This window comes from Methylobacterium marchantiae, assembly GCF_042679825.1.
GTDB lineage: Bacteria > Pseudomonadota > Alphaproteobacteria > Rhizobiales > Beijerinckiaceae > Methylobacterium > Methylobacterium marchantiae.
On record NZ_JBHTND010000023.1, the window covers coordinates 16,719 to 38,910 of the forward strand.

General features: G+C 66.9%; 18 protein-coding genes. 7 read left to right on the top strand and 11 right to left on the bottom strand.

Features of this window, described 5'->3' with window-relative positions; all coding sequences use genetic code 11:
- Positions 1-9: 9 nt before the first annotated feature.
- From ACFQ4G_RS15995 to ACFQ4G_RS16010, 4 genes are all read right to left on the bottom strand, one after another.
- The gene (locus ACFQ4G_RS15995; protein ID WP_238207149.1) at positions 10-294 is read right to left on the bottom strand and encodes a hypothetical protein; all 285 of its coding nucleotides are present in this window, start codon (positions 292-294) and stop codon (positions 10-12) included.
- A gap of 276 nt (positions 295-570) precedes the next feature.
- Positions 571-1,248 (bottom strand): response regulator, encoded by a 678-nt coding sequence (locus ACFQ4G_RS16000; RefSeq protein ID WP_238207151.1) that lies wholly within the window; start codon positions 1,246-1,248, stop codon positions 571-573.
- Positions 1,249-1,460: 212 nt separating this feature from the next.
- Positions 1,461-1,736, bottom strand: a complete 276-nt coding sequence (locus ACFQ4G_RS16005) for a hypothetical protein (protein WP_238207153.1) — start codon at positions 1,734-1,736, stop codon at positions 1,461-1,463.
- A 263-nt stretch (positions 1,737-1,999) separates the two neighbouring features.
- On the bottom strand, positions 2,000-2,716 hold the full coding sequence (locus ACFQ4G_RS16010) for a Crp/Fnr family transcriptional regulator (RefSeq protein WP_238207155.1): 717 nt from the start codon (positions 2,714-2,716) through the stop codon (positions 2,000-2,002).
- Positions 2,717-3,257: 541 nt separating this feature from the next.
- Here ACFQ4G_RS16010 and ACFQ4G_RS16015 point away from each other — a divergent pair.
- The 5 genes from ACFQ4G_RS16015 (at position 3,258) to ACFQ4G_RS16035 (ending at position 8,608) form a co-directional block, all read left to right on the top strand.
- A complete protein-coding gene (locus ACFQ4G_RS16015) occupies positions 3,258-3,983 on the top strand; it encodes a Crp/Fnr family transcriptional regulator (protein WP_238207157.1) in 726 nt (241 codons plus the stop codon).
- Positions 3,984-4,611: 628 nt separating this feature from the next.
- Positions 4,612-5,370, top strand: a complete 759-nt coding sequence (locus ACFQ4G_RS16020) for a Crp/Fnr family transcriptional regulator (protein WP_379040583.1) — start codon at positions 4,612-4,614, stop codon at positions 5,368-5,370.
- A gap of 318 nt (positions 5,371-5,688) precedes the next feature.
- On the top strand, positions 5,689-5,943 hold the full coding sequence (locus tag ACFQ4G_RS16025; protein ID WP_238207161.1) for a DUF6894 family protein: 255 nt from the start codon (positions 5,689-5,691) through the stop codon (positions 5,941-5,943).
- Between the two features lie 125 nt (positions 5,944-6,068).
- Positions 6,069-7,700, top strand: a complete 1,632-nt coding sequence (locus ACFQ4G_RS16030; RefSeq protein WP_238207163.1) for an alpha-D-glucose phosphate-specific phosphoglucomutase — start codon at positions 6,069-6,071, stop codon at positions 7,698-7,700.
- Between the two features lie 137 nt (positions 7,701-7,837).
- Positions 7,838-8,608 carry an SDR family NAD(P)-dependent oxidoreductase gene (locus ACFQ4G_RS16035; protein WP_238207164.1) on the top strand — a complete coding sequence of 257 codons (771 nt, stop codon included), beginning with the start codon at positions 7,838-7,840 and terminating at the stop codon, positions 8,606-8,608.
- Between the two features lie 81 nt (positions 8,609-8,689).
- Here ACFQ4G_RS16035 and ACFQ4G_RS16040 read toward each other — a convergent pair whose 3' ends face one another.
- The 3 genes from ACFQ4G_RS16040 to ACFQ4G_RS16050 all read right to left on the bottom strand — a co-directional run bounded on the left by ACFQ4G_RS16040 (position 8,690) and on the right by ACFQ4G_RS16050 (position 12,091).
- On the bottom strand, positions 8,690-8,998 hold the full coding sequence (locus tag ACFQ4G_RS16040; protein ID WP_238207166.1) for a cupin domain-containing protein: 309 nt from the start codon (positions 8,996-8,998) through the stop codon (positions 8,690-8,692).
- Between the two features lie 82 nt (positions 8,999-9,080).
- Positions 9,081-10,631, bottom strand: a complete 1,551-nt coding sequence (locus ACFQ4G_RS16045) for a GMC family oxidoreductase (protein WP_238207168.1) — start codon at positions 10,629-10,631, stop codon at positions 9,081-9,083.
- Positions 10,628-12,091, bottom strand: coding sequence for an alpha/beta hydrolase (locus ACFQ4G_RS16050; protein WP_238207170.1), 1,464 nt, complete (start codon positions 12,089-12,091; stop codon positions 10,628-10,630). Before ACFQ4G_RS16050 ends, ACFQ4G_RS16045 begins: the two co-directional genes overlap by 4 nt.
- Before the next feature lie 438 nt (positions 12,092-12,529).
- Here ACFQ4G_RS16050 and ACFQ4G_RS16055 point away from each other — a divergent pair, with 438 nt between their 5' ends.
- Both ACFQ4G_RS16055 and ACFQ4G_RS16060 read left to right on the top strand, forming a co-directional pair.
- Positions 12,530-13,591 (top strand): sensor histidine kinase, encoded by a 1,062-nt coding sequence (locus ACFQ4G_RS16055; protein ID WP_379040587.1) that lies wholly within the window; start codon positions 12,530-12,532, stop codon positions 13,589-13,591.
- A complete protein-coding gene (locus ACFQ4G_RS16060) occupies positions 13,588-14,046 on the top strand; it encodes a response regulator (protein WP_238207175.1) in 459 nt (152 codons plus the stop codon). Before ACFQ4G_RS16055 ends, ACFQ4G_RS16060 begins: the two co-directional genes overlap by 4 nt.
- 75 nt (positions 14,047-14,121) lie before the next feature.
- Here ACFQ4G_RS16060 and ACFQ4G_RS16065 read toward each other — a convergent pair whose 3' ends face one another.
- The 4 genes from ACFQ4G_RS16065 to ACFQ4G_RS16080 form a co-directional block, all read right to left on the bottom strand.
- Positions 14,122-16,875: a PAS domain-containing protein gene (locus ACFQ4G_RS16065; RefSeq protein ID WP_238207176.1), complete on the bottom strand. Its 2,754-nt coding sequence runs from the start codon at positions 16,873-16,875 to the stop codon at positions 14,122-14,124.
- Positions 16,876-17,158: 283 nt separating this feature from the next.
- Positions 17,159-18,256, bottom strand: coding sequence for a UV damage endonuclease UvsE (locus ACFQ4G_RS16070; RefSeq protein WP_238207177.1), 1,098 nt, complete (start codon positions 18,254-18,256; stop codon positions 17,159-17,161).
- 499 nt (positions 18,257-18,755) lie between these two features.
- Positions 18,756-19,460, bottom strand: a complete 705-nt coding sequence (locus ACFQ4G_RS16075) for a response regulator transcription factor (protein WP_238207179.1) — start codon at positions 19,458-19,460, stop codon at positions 18,756-18,758.
- The gene (locus tag ACFQ4G_RS16080; RefSeq protein WP_238207181.1) at positions 19,457-22,186 is read right to left on the bottom strand and encodes a sensor histidine kinase; all 2,730 of its coding nucleotides are present in this window, start codon (positions 22,184-22,186) and stop codon (positions 19,457-19,459) included. Before ACFQ4G_RS16080 ends, ACFQ4G_RS16075 begins: the two co-directional genes overlap by 4 nt.
- Positions 22,187-22,192 lie beyond the last annotated feature (6 nt).

Sequence of the window (22,192 nt, forward strand, 5' to 3'; positions counted from 1 at the left end):
CATTCCGGATCAGTAGCCGCGGTAGAAGGGGCGCGGAGCCGCACGATAGTAGGGACGCCCATAAGGACGGACGTATGGCCGTCCGTAGGCCCGGCGCGCTCCGTAACCCAGGGAGCCGTTGCCACGGCAGCGGCCGGTGAAGCGGTCGGGGTAGTATCCCAGGCCGCAATAGCCCGCGACTTTCGTCACGAGGCCGTTCTCAACCACGCCCGTCATCGGGGCAGCAGCCAGGGGGGCGGCTTGGACCGCGCCGCCGATGCAGATGGAACCGGCCACCAACGCGACTACCGACATGATTCGAATCGTCATCGTCATCCTTTCGAAGCTACATCCGACGAGAGGCCCACCAGATGATGGCCGCGCGCCGAACCGGTAGAAAGCCTATGGCTTCCTGAATGTGTCCTGAGAGCTGAACCCGAGGGGGGCGCCGCCTTGGAGGTAGCGCCGAGCTCGGCGGCTCCGCCCCCTTCGATGACGCGCTGGCATCCGTCCCGGGTGCTCATGCAGGCCGTTCTGCCCTCTGCGGCGGAGATTGCCCAGGCAATTTCCCGTGATCGACGGGCGTCGGTTTCAGAGGTCCGGGCGCGCAGCTGAACCGGTTCCGGAGGTCTGAATCCGGTCGAAATCGAGCAGCGCGGTCTGGATCACGATCTGGGTCCGGCTGATGACGTCGAGCTTGCGCAGGATTTCGGAGACATGGGCCTTCACGGTGGAATCACCGACCTGAAGCTCGTGCGCGATCTGCTTGTTGAGCTTCCCCTGCCGGATCATCAGCAGCACGCGCAATTGCTGCGGCGTCAGCCGGGCGATGCGCTCCGCGAGCCTGGTCGCGGGGGCGGCGAGGCTCGCCCCGGGACCCGAGAGGGCAGCGGGCACCGACAGGCCTCCGCCGAGCACGTCGGCGATGGCCCGGGTCAGCGTCGCCTTGTCGACGGCCTTGGGCACGAAGCCGGCGGCCCCGTGCTGGAGCGCCTCGCGCATGATGCGCGGATCCTCGAGACCGGACACGACGAGGATCGGCACGCGGGGGAAACGCGAGCGGATCGAGACGAGGCCGTCGAAGCCGACGACGCCCTGCATCGTGAGATCCAGAAGGACGAGATCGATGGTGCGATCGGCCGCCAGGATCGCCATGGCGCCGACGATACCGTCGGCTTCGAGGATTGCCGATTCGGGAAAGGCCGATCCGATGGCGCTGGCCAGCGCATCGCGGAAGAGCGGATGATCGTCGACGATCAGGAGATTCATGGCCGCCGTGCCCCCCGCCTTCCCCGTCCGCAGCGAACCATCGCCGGCACCGTGCCGACCGGCATGCCGTCAACGCCGCGGTCAGATCAATCGCCGACGGCACCAAAGTGCTGGAAATGTCAGCGGCGGCGGGAGACCTCGCGATGGGCAGGGTCGGCCATCGCGGAATATCGAAGCGGCAAGGCCTCCCGCAAAAACCCGCTTGCGAGAACTTACTTGGCGGTGATCTTGAACCCCGTCTTGTCGACCTCGCTCCGGACCATCGTCTTCGTTTCCGGAGGCGAGACCGACCATGCCACAGCGCAGATCAGGCACATCGCGGCAAAGCTATAGGCGAGCCCATGCATCACGCCGACGAACCCGAGGACGAGAGGGATGAGCGAGAGGGAGAGCGAAATCGTTGTGCTTTCCGTCAAATAATAGACCGAAAAAAACGCGACCAATGTCATGACAATGGCCTTGACGAAATTAGGCACTTCGATCTCCATCTTCGATAGGTCGGCGCGCTACCAGAAATTGATCGATGCCTGATCTTTCAACCGAACGATTCCTGGTCGCTTTCGACCGCCACGCTTATTGTAAAGCCCTTGAATTGGGAACAGCCCAAGGTGAGACGGCCCCGTCCGTAGGGGCGGCCCTCGGCCATTCGATCCGGCGACCTCGCATTCCGACACCCCATGCCGTCGCGGAACCACGCAACTTTTCTGCCAGAAGGCGAACCGGATCGCGCCCCCGAACTGACGATGCCGCCCTAACGATAATGCATGACGCGTTCGTACTCGGCTTCGGGCAATCCATAGGTGTCCCCCGCCGCCTCGATCAGCACGCCACGGTCGCGAATGCCGATGATCCCGCGCTTGGCCGTGACGCCACCGGCCCGGATCAGACGCTGCAGTCCCATCGTCGTGCCGGAGCGCCTGATCCCGAGCATCAGGGAGACGAATTCGTGGGTGAGAGGGAGATCCTCGCGATCCGAGCGGTCGTGGCACATCAGCAGCCAGCGTGCGAGTCGCTCGTCGATCGTGAATCGGCCATTGCAGATGACGGTCTGCGCGACCTGCACCGAGAAGGCATGGGCGAAGCGCAGGAGATGATTCTGCAGGCTGGTACTTTCGGCGATGGCGGCGAGAAGCCGTCCGGTCTCGATGCGCCAGGCCCGGCACGGAATCTGGACGAAGATCTCGTTCGGCGAACGATCGATGCCATGGATGATGGCGAGGCCCGTCATTCCTTCCGGGCCGATGACGCCGGCCTCGAGCCGTTCGCCCGCCGACGTCCGCGCCACGACCGACACCACGCCCGGCTCCGGAAAGAACACATGGGGGATCGGCTGGAGCGGCTCCTGGACGACGTAACCCTGCTCTAGCGAGACCCGCTTGAGATCGGGCGCGAGAAGCGCGAATTCCGCTGCCGTCAAAGTCGTGAGAAGCCGATTCCTGACTGCGCCCTGATCGAGATCGTGTTTCATGATCTCCGCCTGTCTGCAGGCGGGAGGAAAACTCTCTCAAACATCCGAGGCCCGGAATCTTTCGGATGGCTTCTTCACCCTACCCCCGATGACGCGGAAAACAAAATCAATAAAAGAGGGCGTCAATGTACGCTCGGCGACAATCGAGCCTGTTGGCTACGCCGGAAATACGATGCTTCTATATGGCGGCCAGCCTCCCCCGTGCCGATTTTCATGATCGGGGACTTGACCACGCCCGGGATGTCGATCGCCAGGGGGCTCGTCTCCATTCGCCCGAATACGAAACGATGGAACGGTTGACGCGACCCCCGTCTTCCGATCGAAGACCGACAGTTCGATGCATCATGCGATACGATCGGAGACAAAAACTAAGGCAATGGGATGTACGAAATGGTACATTGACGTCCATCTTCGTCGATGACGACCAAAGGATAGTCGCTTCTTTTGTTTGCACCACACTTTGTTCATTTATGCTATATCGAAATCGCGACAGTCGACGAGCGGTGGAAAAGCTGAAACGTCGTCGCTCCGGGGCAATTACATGCTGGTTCCATCCAAAAGATACGTGCGCAACGGCCTGCTGTCTGTCCTGCGCTCCGACGATTATGCCGCGATCCAGTCCGCTATCGAGCCGGTGGCACTCGGGCGCAAGGACGTCCTCGTCCAGCCGGAGCAGCCGCTGACCCACGTGTATTTCTTGGAGCGTGGGGTCGCCTCGGTCGTGGTCGGCACGCCGGAGGGAAAGCGCATCGAGGTCGGCATTGTCGGACATGAGGGTGCGGCCGGTCTGCCGCTCCTGTTCGATGTCGATTCCACGCCGCACGAAACCTTCATCCAGATAGAAGGTGAAGCTTTGCGTATCGGCAAAGCCGCGTTTTTCAGGGCCCTCGAGCAGATTCCGGCATTCCGCAAGGTGATGCTCCGATATGCTCATGTCTTTCAACTTCATATGGCATATACGGCATTGTCGCATGGCAGCTATACGTTGGAGGAACGGTTGGCGCGCTGGCTCCTTATGTGCCACGACCGGGTGGATGGCGATGAGTTTCCCATCACCCATGAATTTCTCTCGATCATGCTTGGTGTTCATCGTCCCGGCGTCACGACGACGATCCATGTTCTCGAAGGCGCCGGCCTGATCAGGGCGCGTCGATCCTTCATCGAGATCGTGAATCGCGAGAAGCTTCGGATCGTTGCCGGCGATAGTTACGGCGTACCGGAGGCAGAGTACCGCCGCCTGATCACGAATGGCGCTCTCCCGGATTGAGACCTTGTCGGATATCGCGTTGCGAGCGGTATTCTTGCCGGCGATGTACGTTATCGAACGATCGGATCGAACTTTCGGCAACCGACGACGTTTTTGGCATCGAACGTTGGATATCGTACGAAGATCGTAGGAAGCCTTACTCGCCTTCGCTGATCGGCGTACTGGTCATCTACTGGCGGCTATGTGTCGTCGGAGCGGCCATCCTTTTGCCGGGGAGGCTCACATGCGAACGAGTACGTGCGGACCGATCGTTCCAGTGGCAGCGTCAAACGTCGTTGGGTCCGATGCCTCATCCATTTCGCGCGTCACCGCATTCGGGCCCTCCCGGCGTGCTTTCCGCATGGCGAACGGTCGCTCTGAAACCGGATGTCCGGGCGGAAGCAGAGAAGGTGTGCCTCTTCACGATATGTCGAGGACATCGTTGTTGAAACACGGGATTCTTGACCGGTCGGACGCAACCCGATCGGAGTGTTTTACAAAAGATAATCATTTTTCACAGGTCAAAGGCGTCCTTTGGACGATAAAGATCGGCATGGGACCTTTCGGTCGGAAGCGTCTGCTGCAAAAGCTACTGCCCGGAGCGCTTCTCCGATGCCGTTCGATGATTACCGCATAGAGTATTAAGACAGTGTCGCGACATAGAGTATCGAATATTGAGGGCGCTTCGTTTAATCCGCTCATCCGTAAGCTTGAGAATTTCGTGGTCTTGAGCGAGACTGACAGGGACGTCCTTCATCGGATTGCAGCGAGCGCGCGCGATGTCGCCGCCCGCACAAATCTCGCGCGCGAAGGCGATGCCATCAGTGACATCGTCCTGATCACCGAAGGGATCGGATGCCGGTTCAAGCAGCGCACCAATGGTGCGCGCCAGATCACGGCCTATCTCGTGCCCGGCGACACCTGCGATCTCGAGATCACCTTGTTGAACCGGCTGGATCATACGATCGCGACCCTCTCTGCCTGCAAGGTCGCGCGCATCAGCTCAACGGCTTTGCAGGAGATCATCGCGAACCATCCGGCAGTCGCTCGTGCGATGCGGATTTCGGCCCTGATCGACGAGTCGACCTTGCGGGAATGGCTGGTGAATATCGGCTGCCGGTCGGCCCTCGAACGGATCGCGCACCTCTTCTGCGAGCTGCTCACACGGCTTCGTGCGGTCGGCTTGGCGACGGAAGACAGTTGCGATCTCCCCATGACCCAGCACGAGCTCGCCGACACGACGGGGATGACCACGGTGCACGTGAACCGGTCGCTGCAGGAATTGCGGCGCAGAGGATTGATCGAGCTGAGAGGCAAGAATCTCAAGATCCTCGACTGGGCAAGGCTAAAATCCCTCGCCGAGTTCAGACCCGGCTATCTTCGCGTGGGAGAGCATTCCGGCATATAGGACATGCCGTAGGCATCGGGATCCCAGCCGTGCAGGGCCGATTCCTACGGCAACCTTTCATGAGACCTGCGCGGCTTCACGTTGGCCGTTTCGCTCGCGTGATCCGTCGGAGGCACCGCCTGGCGTCGTGGCGTGGCCGGTCCGATATCGCGACGGGAACCGATCGCCGCGAATCTCGATGAGTCTCGGAGGGGCTTGAGCTCGAACCGCTTGCGGCTTCGAACGCGCCGTTCAAGCACCTGCGGTTCGCGGTTTCTTCGCTGGTTCGGAAGGCGTAGGCCATACCGGGAACGAGGTTTGCCGCGGAAGGAGAACGGTATGCCACGCTACTTCCTGAACCTGCGGGATGCCGACGGTCTCCATCACGACCTGGAAGGAGACGAGTTCGAGTCCATGGGCGACCTTCGCGACGACGTCATGATCAGCGTAAAGCAGATCGTCGCCGATGCCCTCGTCGGTGGGTCGACCTTGAGCGATGCTCTGGACCGCTCCTTCGAGATCGCCGACGAGACCGGACGGATCGTCCTGACGGTCTCGTTCTCGGAAGGCGTCGCGTCGCGGGCCAAGGTCTGACACGGATCGCTCGGTCGCGATTCTGCGAGATTCCTGCCCGAGCGCGGCCGAGATGTGCTCCACACGGTTGACCGGGATGGACCGGCCGTTGTGTTGTCCCGGCCGATGATGAAGGGCTTTTGCGAATGACACCGAGGCACGTGCCGACTTCGCCGTTCTCCGATCAGAAGCCGGGCACGTCGGGCCTTCGCAAGAAAGTACCGGTCTTCCAACAGCCTCATTACGTCGAGAATTTCGTCCAATCCATCTTCGATACCATCCCCGACCGGGAGGGATCGACCCTGGTCGTGGGCGGCGATGGGCGCTTCCTCAACCGCGAGGTGGTGCAGAAGACCCTGAAACTCGCCGCCGCCAACGGCTTCGCGCGCGTCCTCGTCGGCAAGGGCGGCCTCCTCTCCACCCCGGCGGCCTCCTGCGTCATCCGCAAGCACGGGGCGATCGGCGGCATCGTCCTGTCGGCGAGCCACAATCCCGGCGGCCCGGACGGGGATTTCGGGATCAAGTTCAACACCGCCAATGGCGGGCCGGCGCCCGAATCCATCACCGCCGCCATCCATGCGCGCACGCGGACGCTCACCGAGTACCGGATCGCGGAGGCGCCCGACCTCGACCTCGACACGGTCGGCGAGGCGCGGATCGACGGCATGGTCGTCGCCATCATCGATCCCGTGGCGGATTACGCGGCGCTGATGCGGGAACTCGTCGATTTCGACGCGATCGCCCGCCTCTTCGCCTCCGGCTTCCGCATGCGGTTCGACGCCATGAGCGCGGTGACCGGCCCCTACGCCGTGGCGATCCTCGAACAGGCGCTGGGCGCTCCCGCCGGCACGGTGGTGAACGGCACACCGGAGGAGGATTTCGGCGGCCACCATCCCGATCCCAACCCGGTCCATGCCCATGACCTCTACGCGCTGATGCTGAGCGCGGACGCGCCGGATTTCGGCGCGGCCTCGGACGGGGACGGCGACCGCAATATGATCGTGGCACCCGGCCTCTTCGTCACCCCAAGCGACAGCCTCGCGATCCTGGCCGCCCACGCCCATCGCGCGCCGGGCTACGCCGCCGGCCTGGCGGGCATCGCGCGCTCGATGCCCACGAGCCGCGCGGCCGACCGGGTCGCCGCCTCCCTCGGCATTCCCGCCTACGAGACCCCGACCGGCTGGAAGTTCTTCGGGACCCTGCTGGATGCCGGGCTCATCACCCTCTGCGGCGAGGAGAGCGCCGGCACCGGCTCTAACCATGTCCGCGAGAAGGACGGGCTCTGGGCGGTGCTGCTGTGGCTGAACGTCCTGGCGGCGACGGGCAAGCGCGCCGATGCCGTCGTGCGCGAGCACTGGGCCACGTTCGGGCGCGACTACTATACCCGCCACGATTACGAGGAGATCGAGTCCGAGAGCGCCAACCGTCTGATGGATGGCTTGCGCGGGCAGATCGAGAGCCTCCCCGGTCGCCGGATCGGCGATCTCACGGTCTCCGCGGCCGACGATTTCCGCTACGTCGATCCGGTCGACGGCTCCGTGACGGCGCAGCAGGGCATCCGCATCAGCTTCGCCGAGGATGCCCGCGTGGTCTACCGGCTCTCCGGCACCGGCACGGCGGGCGCGACCCTGAGGGTCTATATCGAGCGTTACGAGAACGCTCCCGACCGCCTCGACCTGGCGCCGGACAGCGTCCTCGCCCCGGTGATCCGGGCAGCGCGCGAGATCGCCGACATCGCCGGCATGACGGGCCGCAGCGAGCCCAGCGTGATCACCTGAAGACGAGCGGGACACCGCCCTTCCCGCCGATGCCGCACCCCGGGAACCGCGTTTCGCGCAACCCATTTTCCTAAAGATCTCGGGTGATCGCCGGCCGGGCCATGGCCGCGCCCCCTTCTCTCACAGATGGGACAGGCATGAAATTGCAGGGCAAGCGCGCGCTCATCACCGGCGCGGATTCCGGGATCGGCCAGGCGGCGGCCGAGTTGTTCGCGCGCGAGGGCGCGGATGTCGCGATCACCTACAATACCGATGCGGAGGGCGCGCGGGAGACGACGCGCCGCGTCGAGGCGGCGGGGCGCAAATGCCTCGTGATCCAGAACGATGTCGGCGACCCGGCCTCCGTCGAGGCCACTTTCGAGCGGGTAGCCGAGGAGTTCGGTGTCCTCGACATCCTGATCAACAATGCCGGGCAGGCCATGAGCGGCATGCCCGTCGCCGAGATGGACGACGGCAAGCTCGAACAGATCCTGCGCGTCAACCTGATGGGGCCGGTCTTCTGCGCCCGCGCCTTCATCAAGGTCCGCCGGGCCAATGGCGGACGCGGCAAGATCGTCATCGTCTCGTCGGTGGCCCAGCACCTGCCGACGCCGGAGAGCGCCCCCTACGGCATGTCGAAGGCCGGCGTCGGCTCCCTCTGCCGCAGCCTGTCGCGGGAGCTCGCCGAGGACAGGATCAACGTCAACAACGTCGCCCCCGGCCTCATCGAGACTCCGATGACCAGCGACCGATTCGAGAACCCGGACAAGCTCGAGAATTCCCTGGCGCACATCCCGTGGCACCGGGCCGGCCAGCCGGACGAGATCGCCAAGGCCATCCTCTACCTCGCCTCCGACGACGCCGATTACGTCACCGGGCACACCCTGGTGGTGGATGGCGGCCTGACCATGCAGTGGGGCGGCGCCTGAACCGTCGCTCCGGAGCACTCACGAAGAAGGGCCGGATCGTCGTCGATCCGGCCCTTCCCGTATCCAGCCGCGACCGGCGGACTATGCCGCTGGCGGCGCGGTCGCTTCCACTGCGGTGAAGTCTTCGAGGATCTTGTAGGTGTGGTCGGCACCGGCCGGCACGAGCCAGGAATCGCCCGGCTCCAGCGTCACCGTCTCGCCGGCGAGCACGAGTTCCGCGCGGCCGGAGATCACGTAGCCCACCGTCTCGTAGGGCCGGCTGGCGCTCGGCTTGTCCTCGGTCGGCGGCTCCTGGCGCCACATCCGCAGGGCGACCTTCTCGCCTTTGGTGAGACTGATCTCGCCATGGGCGCCCTCGCGGGCGGTCTTGCTGGATACCTTGATGGTCATGGCGTTTGAAATCCGTTCCTTGTCCTGTGGGAATCCAACCGGGCAGACCCGGCGTCGTTCCCACCGGTGAGGCGCGCATCCCTCAGGCGCGATGCCCGAGGAACGCCTCGGCCGAGCGCAGGGCGAGCGCCATGATGGTCAGCGCCGGGTTGGCGGCCAGCGAACTCGGGAAGGTCGATCCGTCGCTGATCCAGAGGTTCGGGATCTCGAAGCTGCGTCCGTAGGGATCGACCACCGCGCTGTCGCCGCTCCTTCCCATCCGGCAGGTCCCGATCGTGTGGGCGACACGGTCGAGCACCCAGATGTCGGTGGCGCCCGCCGCCTCCCAGATGGCCTTTATGGTCCGGGTCGCGTGAGCGTTGAGTCTGTCCTCGTTCGCGGAATAGCCGAAATCTATCCGCGCCTTGCGCATCCCGAGCGCGTCGGTCTCGTCGGCGAGCCTCAGCACGTTGGCATCGCAAGGCAGGGTCTCGCCGTTGATCCCGATGCCGGCCATGTGGTTGTAGCGATCGAGATGGTCGACGAGGGCCCGACCCCATAGGCCGCGCCCGCGCGCCACCGAGTTGCCCCAGGTCAGCGGTTCGACGCCGAGGCTCTGCATGAGGTAGCCGCCGGCGAAATCGGCATCGCCCGGTCGGATCATGTCCTCGCTGATGAGCGAGGAGGGATAGCCGCGGTTCATCCGCATCTCGGGCTCGAACGTGCCCCAGACCTGGGTCGCCACGTGGCCCATGTAGTTGCGGCCGACCTGGCCGCTGCCATTGGCGAGCCCGAGATGGAGGAGGAGCCGCGGCGTCTCCACGGCTCCGGCACTGAGAAAGACGGCGCCGCAACGCTGGCGATGATCGATGCCCCCGTGCCGGTAGATCACCGACGTGATCCGACCCTCGCGGTCGCGCTCGAGCCCGTGCACCCGGCAATCCGGGCGGATCTCGGCGCCGTCGGCCACCGCCTGCGGCAGATAGGTGACGTCCATGCTGGTCTTGGCGCCGTTCCGGCAGCCCTGATGGCAATAGCCGCAATTGATGCAAGCCCGGCGAAGGCCGCCGCCCTCCTGGGAAAAGTCGCGCGAGACCACGGCCGCCGGCGAATCCGTCGTGCGGATGCCGAGCCTGTCGCAGGCCATGGCCATCACCTGAGCCGGCGCGTTGCGGGGGACCGGCGGCAGCGGATAATGACGGTCCGGGTCCCACGGGTAGTCGGCGGGGCCGGAGACGCCGATGAAGGCCTCGACGCGCTCGTAGAACGGCAACAGCGCGTCGTAATCGATCGGCCAGTCGACGCCCATCCCGGTCTCGGTATGGAGAAGCAAGTCGCGCCGGTCCGCGCGCGGGGTGAAGGCGCCCCAATGCAGGGTCGAGCCGCCCAATCCGGTGCCGCTGTTGTTGGCGCCGAAGGCCTCCGGGGTCGAGCCGCCGCTGAGGCGCTCCTCGGTCCAGTAGATCTCGTCGGCGAGGGTCTCGTCGAAGGCGAAACGCGCCGGATCGAAGTTCGGCCCCGCCTCCAGGGCGACGACCTTGAGTCCCGCGGCCGCGAGGCGGGCGAGCACCGGCGCGCCGCCGGCTCCCGTGCCGATGACGACGACATCGACGCTGTCGGTGGTTGCGTAGCGACGCATCGCGTCGAGCTTCATCGTCCGTCCGTCCCGAGCGCCACGGGCTCCCACGGTTCCGACTCGCCGATCCCGACCCGCTCGAAGCCGGGCAGGCGCTGGACATCGGCGCCGCCAGCGCCGATCCCGGAAAAGCCGATCCGGGCGAGGCTCGCGGGATGGGCGAGATAGGTCCGCACGACATCGCCGCGCAGATCCTCGAACCACAGGCTCATCTGCTCGGCATCGAGCCCATCCTCCGGCCTGTCGGGGTAGAAGGGCTCGCCGGACGCAACCCCCGTCAGGAGCGCGTCCTGCGCGGCGACGTCGAGGCCGAGGAAGGGTGATCCATGGACGGATCGCGCGGCGGCATCAAGGGTGCGCAGGGCCGCGCGGCAAGCCTGGGAATCGGCCGGAAGCTTGGCGAAGCGCCAGCCGTCACCCGCCCCGGCGGCGAGCCGGGCCTCGATACGCGCCGCGATATCGATCCGGCCGATGCTTTCCTGCGGCAGCACCCTGTCCACCACGGCGCGAAGCAGCGCGAGTTCGACCGGATCGAGACATCCGGGCTGGTAGGCCGCGTCGTCGGGCTCGGCGCGGGCGAGGAGCGCCTCGCGCAGGCGCGTGTTCACCCGGCCGGATTCGATCAGCGCGCGATAGGGCTCCGACACCTTCGGCGCCTCGGATTTCGTAAGCGGCTCGCCGGCGACGAGGCCCGCGATGAGGCCGGCCACGGCCTCCGGCCGCTCCAGCGGCAGCAAATGCCCGGCGCCTTCCAGGGCCACGAGCCGGCCATGGGTCAGATGCGGCAGGGTCAGAGCTCGCTGGGCGGCGGCACCGAGATCGGCATCCTCCGTCCCGCCGACCACCACGGCCGGAATGCGCAGAATCCCGATCCGGTGGCTCCAATCCTCCCGCGATCCGTGGTTCAGCCAAGCCGTCCAGGCGGCGGGGGAGGCACGAAGCACGTCCTCGATCGCGCCGCTCCGCAGGGGTTCGGCGAGAGGAGCGCCGGTATTCCGGTCGATGAACTCCGCCGCCTTTGCAAAGCGGGTCGCCGCGTCGGCGGAGATCCAGCCCATCATCTCCCGGCGCTTGTCGTCGGACATCGGCTCGGGGCTCGGGGGCGACCCGCCGAGCAGCAGCAGCCCGGCGAGACCCGCCAGATCCGCTGCCCCGTCCTCGGCGCGGCGCGCGAGGGCCAGGGCGACCTTCGCGCCCATGCTGTGGCCGGCGAGATACCATCGTCCTCCCAATCCGGCGGCGGCGATCCGACCGGCCACGTGATCGGCCATGGCCTCGACGGTGTAGCCGGACGTTTCGGCCGCGTCGCCGAAACCCGGCAGGTCGAGGGCGACGACGCGAGCGACCCCGTCGAGCCGGGCGGCGATGGGCTCCCATTCGCGGGCGCTTCCGCCGAGAAAGTGCAGGCAGACGATCGCGGGGGGAACACCGGCGACAGGATCTGCGATGTCCGGTCTGGCAACGGGAGAGTTTGGCATGCCTTCCGAACTCGGGCGCATGTCCGACCGATCAAGACCGTAATCCCGGCTCCGGCTTGCGGCATGGCGTCCGACCCGATGCTCGCCTCGACGTCCGACTCGGCCGCCGAATTTGGACGCCGGCTCGAAGACCGGTTTGGCAGCGGGACATCGCCGTCGGAAGGGGAAGTCCCGACATGGCCCGGCCCGTGCGGGCGCGTCCTCTTTCAGCGGCATCCGCATCATCGCGCGGCGGAAGCGGAACAAACGCCTTCAACCTGGACTTTCGCCTGTCGATCTTCGCGAGTATCGGAGATTGGCTGCCCTCGTCTTACCTGACCGTGCGGGACCCGTTAAGCTGTTGCGGTGCATCATCGGGTCCCTACCCATTCCTCGCAGAAAGCCCGTTTCGTGCCGACCCGGCCGCCTTTTCAATCCTCCACCGACGCATCGACCTCCTTGCCGACCCTGCGCCGCGGGTCGCAGTTGCATGAGACCGAGCGCCGCCTGAACGCGGTGCTCAACAATGCGTCGGTGGCGATCTTCCTGATGGATGACCGACAGCACTGCGTCTACATGAACCGCGCCGCCGAGCTGCTCACCGGGTTCAGCGTCGGCGAGGTGCTCGCGCGCGACTGCCCGCTGCACGACATCGTCCACCACACCTATCCCGACGGACGGCCGTTTCCGCTGGAGGAATGCGCCATCGACCGCGCCTTCCCCGAGAACAACCAGGAGCGCGGCGAGGAAGTGTTCGTCCACAAGGACGGGCATTTCTATCCGGTCGGCTTCACCGCGAGCCCGATCCGGGACGATACGGCCAAGATCATCGGCACGATCATCGAAGTCCGCGACATCACCGAGGAGAAGGCGGCGGCCGAGCGGCAGAGGCTGCTGACCAACGAGTTGAACCATCGGGTGAAGAACACGCTGGCCACCGTCCAGTCCATCGCGGCGCAGACCTTCCGCAACGTCGCCGACCAGCAGGCCCGCGCCGTGTTCGACGCCCGCGTGACGGCACTGTCCAACGCCCACAACGTCCTGACGGAAGCCAACTGGGAAAGCGCCAGCCTCGTCGGCGTCGTCGAGCGCGCGATCGCGCCCCATGCGCTCGCGGAGGCCGACGCGACGCGGTTCGAGCTCGCCGGGGCGGATACCAGGCTGCACCCGAAGGTGGCGGTGACGCTGGCGATGGCCCTGCACGAGCTGATGACCAACGCCGCCAAATACGGCGCCCTCTCGGTTCCCGACGGACGGGTGGCGGTGGCGTGGACGCTGGCCGATGTGGAGGGGCGCGAACAGCTCTCCCTCACCTGGACGGAGACGGGCGGCCCGGAAGTGACTCCGCCGACGCGGAAGGGTTTCGGCTCGCGCCTGATCGAGCGGCAGCTTCCGCTGGAGTTCGACGGCAGCGCCGCGATCGACTTCGCGCCGACGGGGGTCGTCTGCCGGCTCGAGATTCCGCTGACCGCCTTGGGATGGCATGGGCAGGACATCGTGGCGGGGCGTCCTGCCGCATGAGCATCATGATGGGACGCCGCGTCTTGCTGGTGGAGGATGAGAGCCTGGTGGCGATGCTCGCCGAGGACATGCTGCTCGATCTCGGCTGTGAGGTCGTCGTCGCCATGCGTCTGGATCAGGCCCTGAAGCATCTGCAGGCGACCGAGTTCGACTTGGCCGTTCTCGACGTCAATCTCGGCGAGGCACGCAGCTATCCCGTGGCCGACATCCTGTTCGAACGCTGCATCCCGTTCCTATTCGCGACCGGTTACGGCCATGTCGGCGTGGAGCCGGCCTATCGGAGCGTGCCGGTGATGCAGAAACCGTATCGGAAGGAGCAGATGGAGGCGCTGCTTCAGCATCTCCTCACCTGCGAGGCGATCCCGCAGCGGTCCGATTCCGGCGCCAGAGCGTTCCCCTGCGGCTGCACGCTCGGCTCCAAGGATTCCGGTCCGACGCATATCCGGGCGGATTGAAGCCGGTCCAGTCGAGCTAAAACTTGCTGGTCATCGGATTTTCGCGAAATGCGGCATCCGCCTCCGGGCCGTCGCCTAGCGGAAGTCGGGCGGGGTATCCACGGCCTGAAGGCCCTTCAGCGAGGCTTCGAGGGTGCAGACCACACCGGACGTGCGATAGTCGAGAGAGACTTCGCCGCCGAAATTGCCGGCGAGGCCACGTCCGATCAGGCGCGTGCCGAACCCCGTGCGGGTCGGCGGCGTCACCGGCGGCCCCCCGGCCTCGACCCAGCGCAGCAGCACCTGATCGCTGCCGTCACCCTCGTTTCTCCGAATCTCCCAGACGATGGTGACGCCGCCCTCGTCGGTGGAGAGTGCACCGTATTTGGCGGCGTTGGTGGCGAGTTCGTGGAGGATGAGGGCCAGCGACATCGCCGCCTTGGCGCCGACATTGAGGGCCGGCCCACGAAGCGAGAACCGGTCCGGCTTGTCCTTGTGAGCTTCCAGGGCACTCTCGATCAGGGTCTTCAGGGGCGTATCGCCGAGCGACCCGCCCAGCAGCAGGTCGTGCGACTTGCCGAGGGCGATCAGGCGCCCGGCCAGCACGTCCTTGGCGGTGGCGATATCGGTGGCGTTGCGCATGGTCTGCGTGGCGATGGATTGCACCATCGCCAGCATGTTCTTCATGCGATGACTGAGTTCGAGATTGAGCACGCGCTGCTGCGCCTCCGCCTCGATCCGCGCGATCGCCGCGCGGGTCCGGTCGGCGACGTTGCGGACGAAGCCGATCTCCTCGGGCGTCCAGGCATGGGGGACGTCCTTCACGATGTAGAACAGGGCCACGAACCGCCCGTGCTCCATGACGGGCAGGTTGACGAGGGACCGTGTGCTGATGGCGGCGAGCGAGGCCGCATCCGCCCTAGTGAGCGGATCCTCGGCGGCATCCTCGATCAGGACGACCTCCCCGGTCTTCAGCGCGTCGATATAGGAACCGTATTCGCGGAACTGGTGAAGTCCGTCGATGCGGGGAAGGCCGGGCGCCGACCAGCCGCGCCCGACGAGGATGGTCTCGCGCTCTTGGTCCACGGCGCCGTAGCCGGCATGGGACAGGCCGAGGGTGCGGCCCAGGATCTCGGCCGCGGCGAAGGAGATCTCGACCGGATCGCCGAGGTGGCGGAGGCGGTCGCCGAGTTCCGCGATGGCAATGCGGCGGGTCTCGCTCCGAGTCCGTTCGGTGACGTCGAGGAAGAGGCAGCTGAATCGCTGACCGCTCTCGTGGCCCGCGCGGACCTCGAAGGTCCGGGCGAGGCCCGGCACGGTGATCTCGAAGAGGGTCGGCTCGCCAGTCTCGACGACATCGGCATAGGTCTCGATCAGCCAATCCTCGATATCCGGCACGAGGTCGCGGATGGTCCGGCCAACGGCGTCCTCGGGCAGGCCCGATTGCCGGGCGAAGGCCGGATTGATCTCCAGGAACCGGTAGTCGCAGACCCGCCCCGCCTCGTCGCGGATGAGTTCGCCGAGGAAGAACCCCTCCTGCATGCTGGTGAACAGGCCACGCCAGCGCATCTCGCTGGCGCTTATCAACTGCTCGGCGGTCTTCTGGACGGTGATGTCGCGGGAGACCGAGAGCAGCCGCTCGGGGCGGCCCTCGGCATCAAGGATCGGCGTGACCTGCACGTCCCACCAGCGCGGGTTTCCCGCCATCGTATCGGCGACACCCTGAAAGTGCCCAATGCCTCCGGCCTTGGCTGCCTCGATGGCCGCCAGGGCGTCGGCATTGCCCTGATCATGCCAGAAATCCGGCCAGGGGCAGCCCTTGATCGCGTTGAAGTCGCTGACCTCCATCACGCGCATCCCACCTTCGCTCATGAAGGTCAGCCGGCTGTCGAGGTCGAGCACCTTGATGCAGTCACCGGAGGAGGCGAGGACGCTGCGCATGAATTCGGCGTCGGTGCGCTGCTTCTGGCTCGCGAGGCGCTGTTCCGTGCGGTCCCGCAGGATCTTGATGAACCCCTCCGGACGATCGTCCTCGTTCAAAAGCGGCATCATCTCGCCGAGGCCCCAGAACAGGGCGCCGTCCTTGCGCCTGTGCCAGCGCTCGTCGCTGGCGCGGCCATGCAGCAGCGCGGCCCCCATCTCCTGCTCGGGAAGGCCGTTCTCGACGTCATCCTGCGTGAAGAAGATATGGGCGAGCTCGCCGCACATCTCCGCCTCGGACCAGCCGAGGACCCGCTCCGCACCCGTGTTCCAGCTCGTCACCCGTCCGGACAGGTCCATGGAGATGATGCCGTAATCGACCGCGCTCTCGAGGATCGCCTTGTTGAGCCGGTCGCCCTCGCGCTGCTCCCGAAGGGCGCGGCGCAGGTCGAGCAGGGCCATCACCTGCCTCGCAAGCGTCCGCAGGATGAGGATCTGTGCCGGATTCAGACTGTTCGGCTTGGTGTCGAGGACGCAGAGCGTACCGAGGGGGATGCCCTCCGCCGTCTGCAGCGGCACGCCCGCGTAGAAGCGCACATGCTCGGCACCGGTGACGAGGGGATTGGCGGCGGTCCGCTCGTCCCGGGTCGTGTCGGGGATCACGAACACGGGGTCCCCCTCGTGGACCGCATGGGCGCAGATGGAGGAGGTGAGCGGCGTTTCGCGCTGGCCGAACCCGGTCTCGGCCTTGAACCATTGCCGGTCGCCGTCGAGCAGGGAGATCAGGGAGATCGGCATGTCGCAGGCCGCCGACGCCGCCTTAACGATATCGTCGAAATCGGCCTCGCTCTCGGTGTCGAGAATGCCGTAGCGCGCGAGGGCCGCCCGCCGGTCCGTCTCGATGCCCGCGCTAGTGTCGTCGTGGTCCACAGAGCTCTTCCCGCCCGTCTTCGTCTCGTTCGGACAGAACAGCCGAGATCTGCCGGTTCATGCGCCGAAAGTCCCGACCCAGCAACCGGGTGCGAGATGGTGTGCGCCATGGCCCATAGCAACGTCGATCATGGTCAAAGCTGGGCGAAGACGAGCGGTTTCGTCCACTGGCGGATCGAGGGCGATCGACATGGGCATGTGCGCTTTCTGCGCCACTCTCCGGATGCGGTCTGGCACATCTCCGGGAGAGGCAGGATCCGTCGCATGACGCGCGATTCGCCCGTCACGCGGCCGCGTCGGAGACCCCGCCGCCGCGTGCCGGATCGGAATTCCTGCCTCGGCCGATCTCGGCCGCGATCCCGGTGGAGGCCAGGTTCTTTCCCTTCGCCTCGATCTCGAAATCCGCCCAGGCGAGGTGACAGGCCACCAGGGCGTTGAGGGCCCGGTTGCCCATCAGCTGCGAATGAGCGGCGATGTCCCGCCAATTGTGGCCGGCGGCGACCAGCGCCGCGTAGTCGGGCAGCCGGTCCGGGTCGTGCCCTTCCAGCAACGCCTCGCGCGAGAGGCTGACATTGGCGATCGGGCGGGTCCCGCGCCAGGATTCGCGGATGCGGGCGATCCGGGGAACGTCGGGCTCGATATAGGAGCCGCCGCTCTGGACCCAGTGATGATGCAGGTCGAGGACCACAGGAACGTGGTCCGCCAGCTCCAGGACCGTATCGAGGCCGAAGGCGTTCTCGTCGTTCTCCACCGTCAGGAGATCGCGCGCCGTACGTGAGAGCTTCGGCAGGCTGTCCCGGAAGCCTGCGATGCCGGGGTCGCGGGCACCGACATGGATGTTGATATGGGCGCCATGCGGATGCCAACCGGCGCCGTAGCCCATCATCGCCATCAGCGCGGCATGGTATTCGAGTTCCTTGATCCCCTTCCGCTCGGCATTCGGGTTGCGCGAGGCGATGACGCAGAACGGCCCGGGGTGAAAGCTGAGGCGGACCCCACTGTCCCGCGCGCCCTCGCCGATCCGCGCCAGACCAGTCTCGACGAGGTCCACCACATCGGGTTCGGCATAGATCCCGCGGGCCACGTGGTGGGTGTAGCCGGGCAGGACGTTGCTGGCGATCCGCAGGAGCCGCTCCAGCGGCGGCCGGGCCGCGACCCAGGCTATCTGACGCTCCAGCGCCGCGAGATTGTGCCGGGCGATCCCCTCGAGCTTCGCCCGCCTCGCGGAGGGCGCGAGCCCGTCGAGATGGCTCATGGTGGTGTGCGACAGGTTCATGTGGAGCGTCGCCTCGCGGGCGGCCTTCAGCGTCTTGAAACGGGCGGGGTCCCCTTCGAGCACGAAGGTGCAGCAGAAACCGAGACGCGGCGTGTCCATCATCATGGGGGGATAACGGCGTCGTCCCGCTTTGGTCTCGCGGACCCTTGCGCGTACCGGGGGCGGTGCAATGTCCCATCCGATCGTGCGGCACCGAGCGTCCCGTGAGGGCGCCACTTCCTCACGAGATCCTCACGCGAAACCAGTCCGTTGCTGCTCGATCCTTTAGGCGGAACGGCCCAGGTTTCCGGCGCGGTCCTCGCATCGGATCGCGCGAACCCAAGACAGGCCATGCCCCGAGCCCTTCAGCTCTCCCTCCCCCAGATCGCGGCCGCGCCGCCTCCGCCTCATAGCTTCATCGTCGGGCAGGACCGCCAGGGGCGCTGGGTCGCGGTGGAGATCCATGGTCTCGGCGGCGGCCTGTTCCGGAGCTGCCGGGACGCGGTCCATTACGCCGCCGGCGAGACGCCCTGCCGGCCCGAGGCGGTGCCTCTGTCGGCGGAACGGATCGAGTTCCGCCTCGGATCCGGCGCGGACAAACCGGGTGGCAGCGCCCCGGACACGGTCACCGAACGGAATCGCGTCCCGCATCCTCAGGCGCCCGCATCCTGTAGCCGACCCCCGTCTCGGTGAGGAGGATGCGCGGCCGCTCCGGGTCCGCCTCCAGCTTCTGGCGCAGGCTGCGGATGTAGACCCTCAGGTATTGCGGGTCTGACGAGGCAGAGACCGCGCTCATCAGCTGCGAATGGGTCAAGGCCTTGCCCGCATGCTGCACGAACACCCGCAGGAAGTCGTATTCGCGCGGCGTGAGCTTCACCTCGGCACCGTTCACCCGCACGATCCGGCGAACGAGGTCGACGCTCAATCCGTCGACCTGGAAGACCGGCAGCTCGCCCTGCTGGGCGAGCTGGTGGCGCAGGGCCGTGCGGATGCGGGCGAGGAGTTCGCCCATGCCGAAGGGTTTCGTCACGTAATCGTCGGCGCCGAGATCGAGGGCTTCGACCTTGCCCGGCTCGTCGTCGCGGCTCGACAGGACGAGGACCGGCAGGTCGCGATGTCGCTCGCGGATGGCGCGCAGGAGGTCGTGCCCGCGCATGTCGGGCAGGCCGAGATCGAGGATGGCGAGGTCCACCCGCTCGCGCCCGAGGAGGTCGAGGGCGGTCCGGCCGTTGGGGGCCTCGACGATGGTGTAGCCCTGCGTGGTCAGGCCCATGCGCAGCAACCGGCGGATGGGCGGCTCGTCGTCGATGACGAGGATGGTCAGGCTCATGCGGCAAGCTCCGGCCCGTGCCTCGGGTCGTGTTCCGGTGCGGGAACCGGCAGGTGCAGGGTGAAGACGGCGCCGCTCCGGTCGGTGCGGTTGGCCGCCTCGATACGGCCGCCCATGGCATCGATGAAGCCACGGGAGATCGCCAGCCCCAGACCGGTCCCGGCCCGCACGCGGTCGCCCTTCCGGACGCGGTAGAAACTGTCGAAGATCCGCTCCAGATCCTCCGGCGGCAGACCTTCGCCCTCGTCGATGACCTGGATCCGGACGGCGCCGTCGTCCCGCTGGGCGCGCACGCTCACGGTGGAGCCCTCGGTGGCGTATTTCGCAGCGTTGTCGAGGAGATTCACCAGCACCTGCTCGAACAGGACCGGGTCGAGCCTGAGTGGCGGCAGGCGCGCGGCGATGTCCAGATCGACCCGGTGGCCGGACAGGATCTTCTCCATCCGTCTAAGGGCGGTATCGACGATCTCAGCCACGTCCTGCGGGCCTACATTCGGCACCACGGCGCCCGCCTCCAGCCGCGTCATGTCGAGGAGGTTGACGATGAAGCGGTTCAGCCGCTCCGCCTCGTCGATGACGGTGGCGACGAGCTCGACCTTGGCGGGCGGGTCGAGGGCCTCGTCGAGGTCGCGCAGAGTGCTGGCCGAGCCGAGGATGGCGGCGAGCGGCGTGCGCAGGTCGTGCGAGATCGAGGTGAGCAGGGCCTGGCGCAGGCGGTCGGTCTCGGCGGCCCGCTCGGCCCGGTCGAGATCCTCCACCAGGCGGACGCGTTCGATGGCCAGCGCCCCCTGGTCGGACAGCGAATCGAGGAGGCGCCGTCCCTCCGGCGTGAGGAGCGGCCCGGTCCCGTCCGCGTCGAGGCCAATCACCGCGAGGATGCCGCGTCCCGTTCGCAGGGGCAGGAACAGCCGCCTCGCGCCGGGCAGGGTATCGGCACCGCGGCCGGCGGGGCGCTCGTTGTCGAAGGCCCATTGCGCGGCGGCGATGTCGGCCTCGTCGAGGAAATCCTCCGGCGGGTAGCCGGCCCGGACCGTGACCGAACCCGCCTCGGGCATCAGCAGCACCACACGGACCTTGAGCATCGCCGCCGCCTGGAAGGCCGTTGCCCAGAGCACGTCGTCGAGGGTACCGCAGGCGGCGAGCTTGCGGCTGAACCCGTAGAGGAGCTCGGTGTCGCGGGCACGGGCCCGCGATACCACCGCCTCCTTGCGCGAGCGCGCGGCGAGGTTCGAGACCAGCACCGCCACCAGGGTGAAGAGGCAGAAGGCGGCGATGTTGGTCGGGTCCGCGATGGTGAGCGTGTAGACCGGCGGCAGGAAGAAGAAATTGTAGGCGAGCGAGGCCGCCACCACCGCGACGAGGGACGGGCCCAGCCCGTAGCGCACCGCCACCGCCAGCACCGCGGTGAGGAGGACGAGATCGGCGTTCTCGACGCCGACGAAGGGCTGGAGCGCGAGCCCGAAGCCGAGGGCGATCCCGACGGCACAGATGGCGAGGAGGAAGGGCCATGGCGCGATCGGGCGGGCTGGCGGGGCGGTCCGCACGGCCCTGGCGGCCACGGGGACGTCCTCCACGGCCTCGCCGGCGATGACATGGACGCTGATCGCTCCTGAGCGCCGCACGAGGTCGTGCACCACCGAGCCGTTGACGATCTCGAACAGCCGCGAGCGGTCCGACTTGCCGACGACGACGTGGTTGGCGTTCGCCGCGCGGGCATAGGCGAGGATGTCGTCGGCGACGCGCCTGCCGCCGGGAATGGTCACCGCCTCGCCGCCGAGCCTGTCGGCGAGCCGCAGGGTATCGGCGATGCGGTCGCGCTCCGCCTCGGCGAGGGCGGCACCGCGCGGTCCTGCCACGGTGAGGGCGATCCAGGGTGCGTGGAGCCGGTCGGCCAGCCGCTTGGCGTAGCGGACGAGGCCGCTTCCGCGCGGGTCCTCGCTGACGCAGACGAGGATGCGGTCGCCGGCTCCCCAGGGGCCCGCGATGGCGTTCGCCTGCATGTGGGTGAGCAGCTCCTCGTCGACCCGGTCGGCGGTGCGGCGCAGGGCGAGCTCGCGCAGGGCCGTGAGGTTGCCGCGGGAGAAGTAGTGCCTGAGCGCCCGCTCGGCATGGCCGGCGACGTAGACCTTGCCGTCCTTGAGGCGCTGGATCAGGTCGTCGGGATTGAGGTCGATGACCTCGATATCCTCCGCCCGCTCCAGGATGCCGTCGGGCACCGTCTCGCGCACGCGGATGCGCGTGATCTGCGCCACCACGTCGTTAAGGCTCTCCACGTGCTGGATGTTGAGGGTGGTGTCGACGTCGATCCCGGCTTCGAGCAGTTCCTCGACGTCCTGGTATCGCTTGGGGTGGCGGCTGCCGGGGGCGTTGGTATGGGCGAGTTCGTCCACCAAAGCGAGGGCGGGGCGGCGGGCGAGAAGCGCGTCGAGATCCATCTCGCCGAGCTCGGTGCCGTGATAGGGGACGGAGCGGCGGGGGATCGTCTCGAACCCCTCCGCCAGGGCCTCCGTCTCGGCGCGGCCATGGGTCTCGACGATGCCGATCACCACATCGGTGCCGGCCTTACGCTTGGCCCGCGCCACCGTGAGCATCTCGTAGGTCTTGCCCACCCCCGGCGCGGCGCCGAGATAGACCTTCAGCCGCCCCCGGCCGCGCTCTTCCCGGCGCGCCGCGGCGAGCAGCGCCTCGGGCGACGGCCGATCCGGATCTCGGCGGAGATCGGACATCCGGGG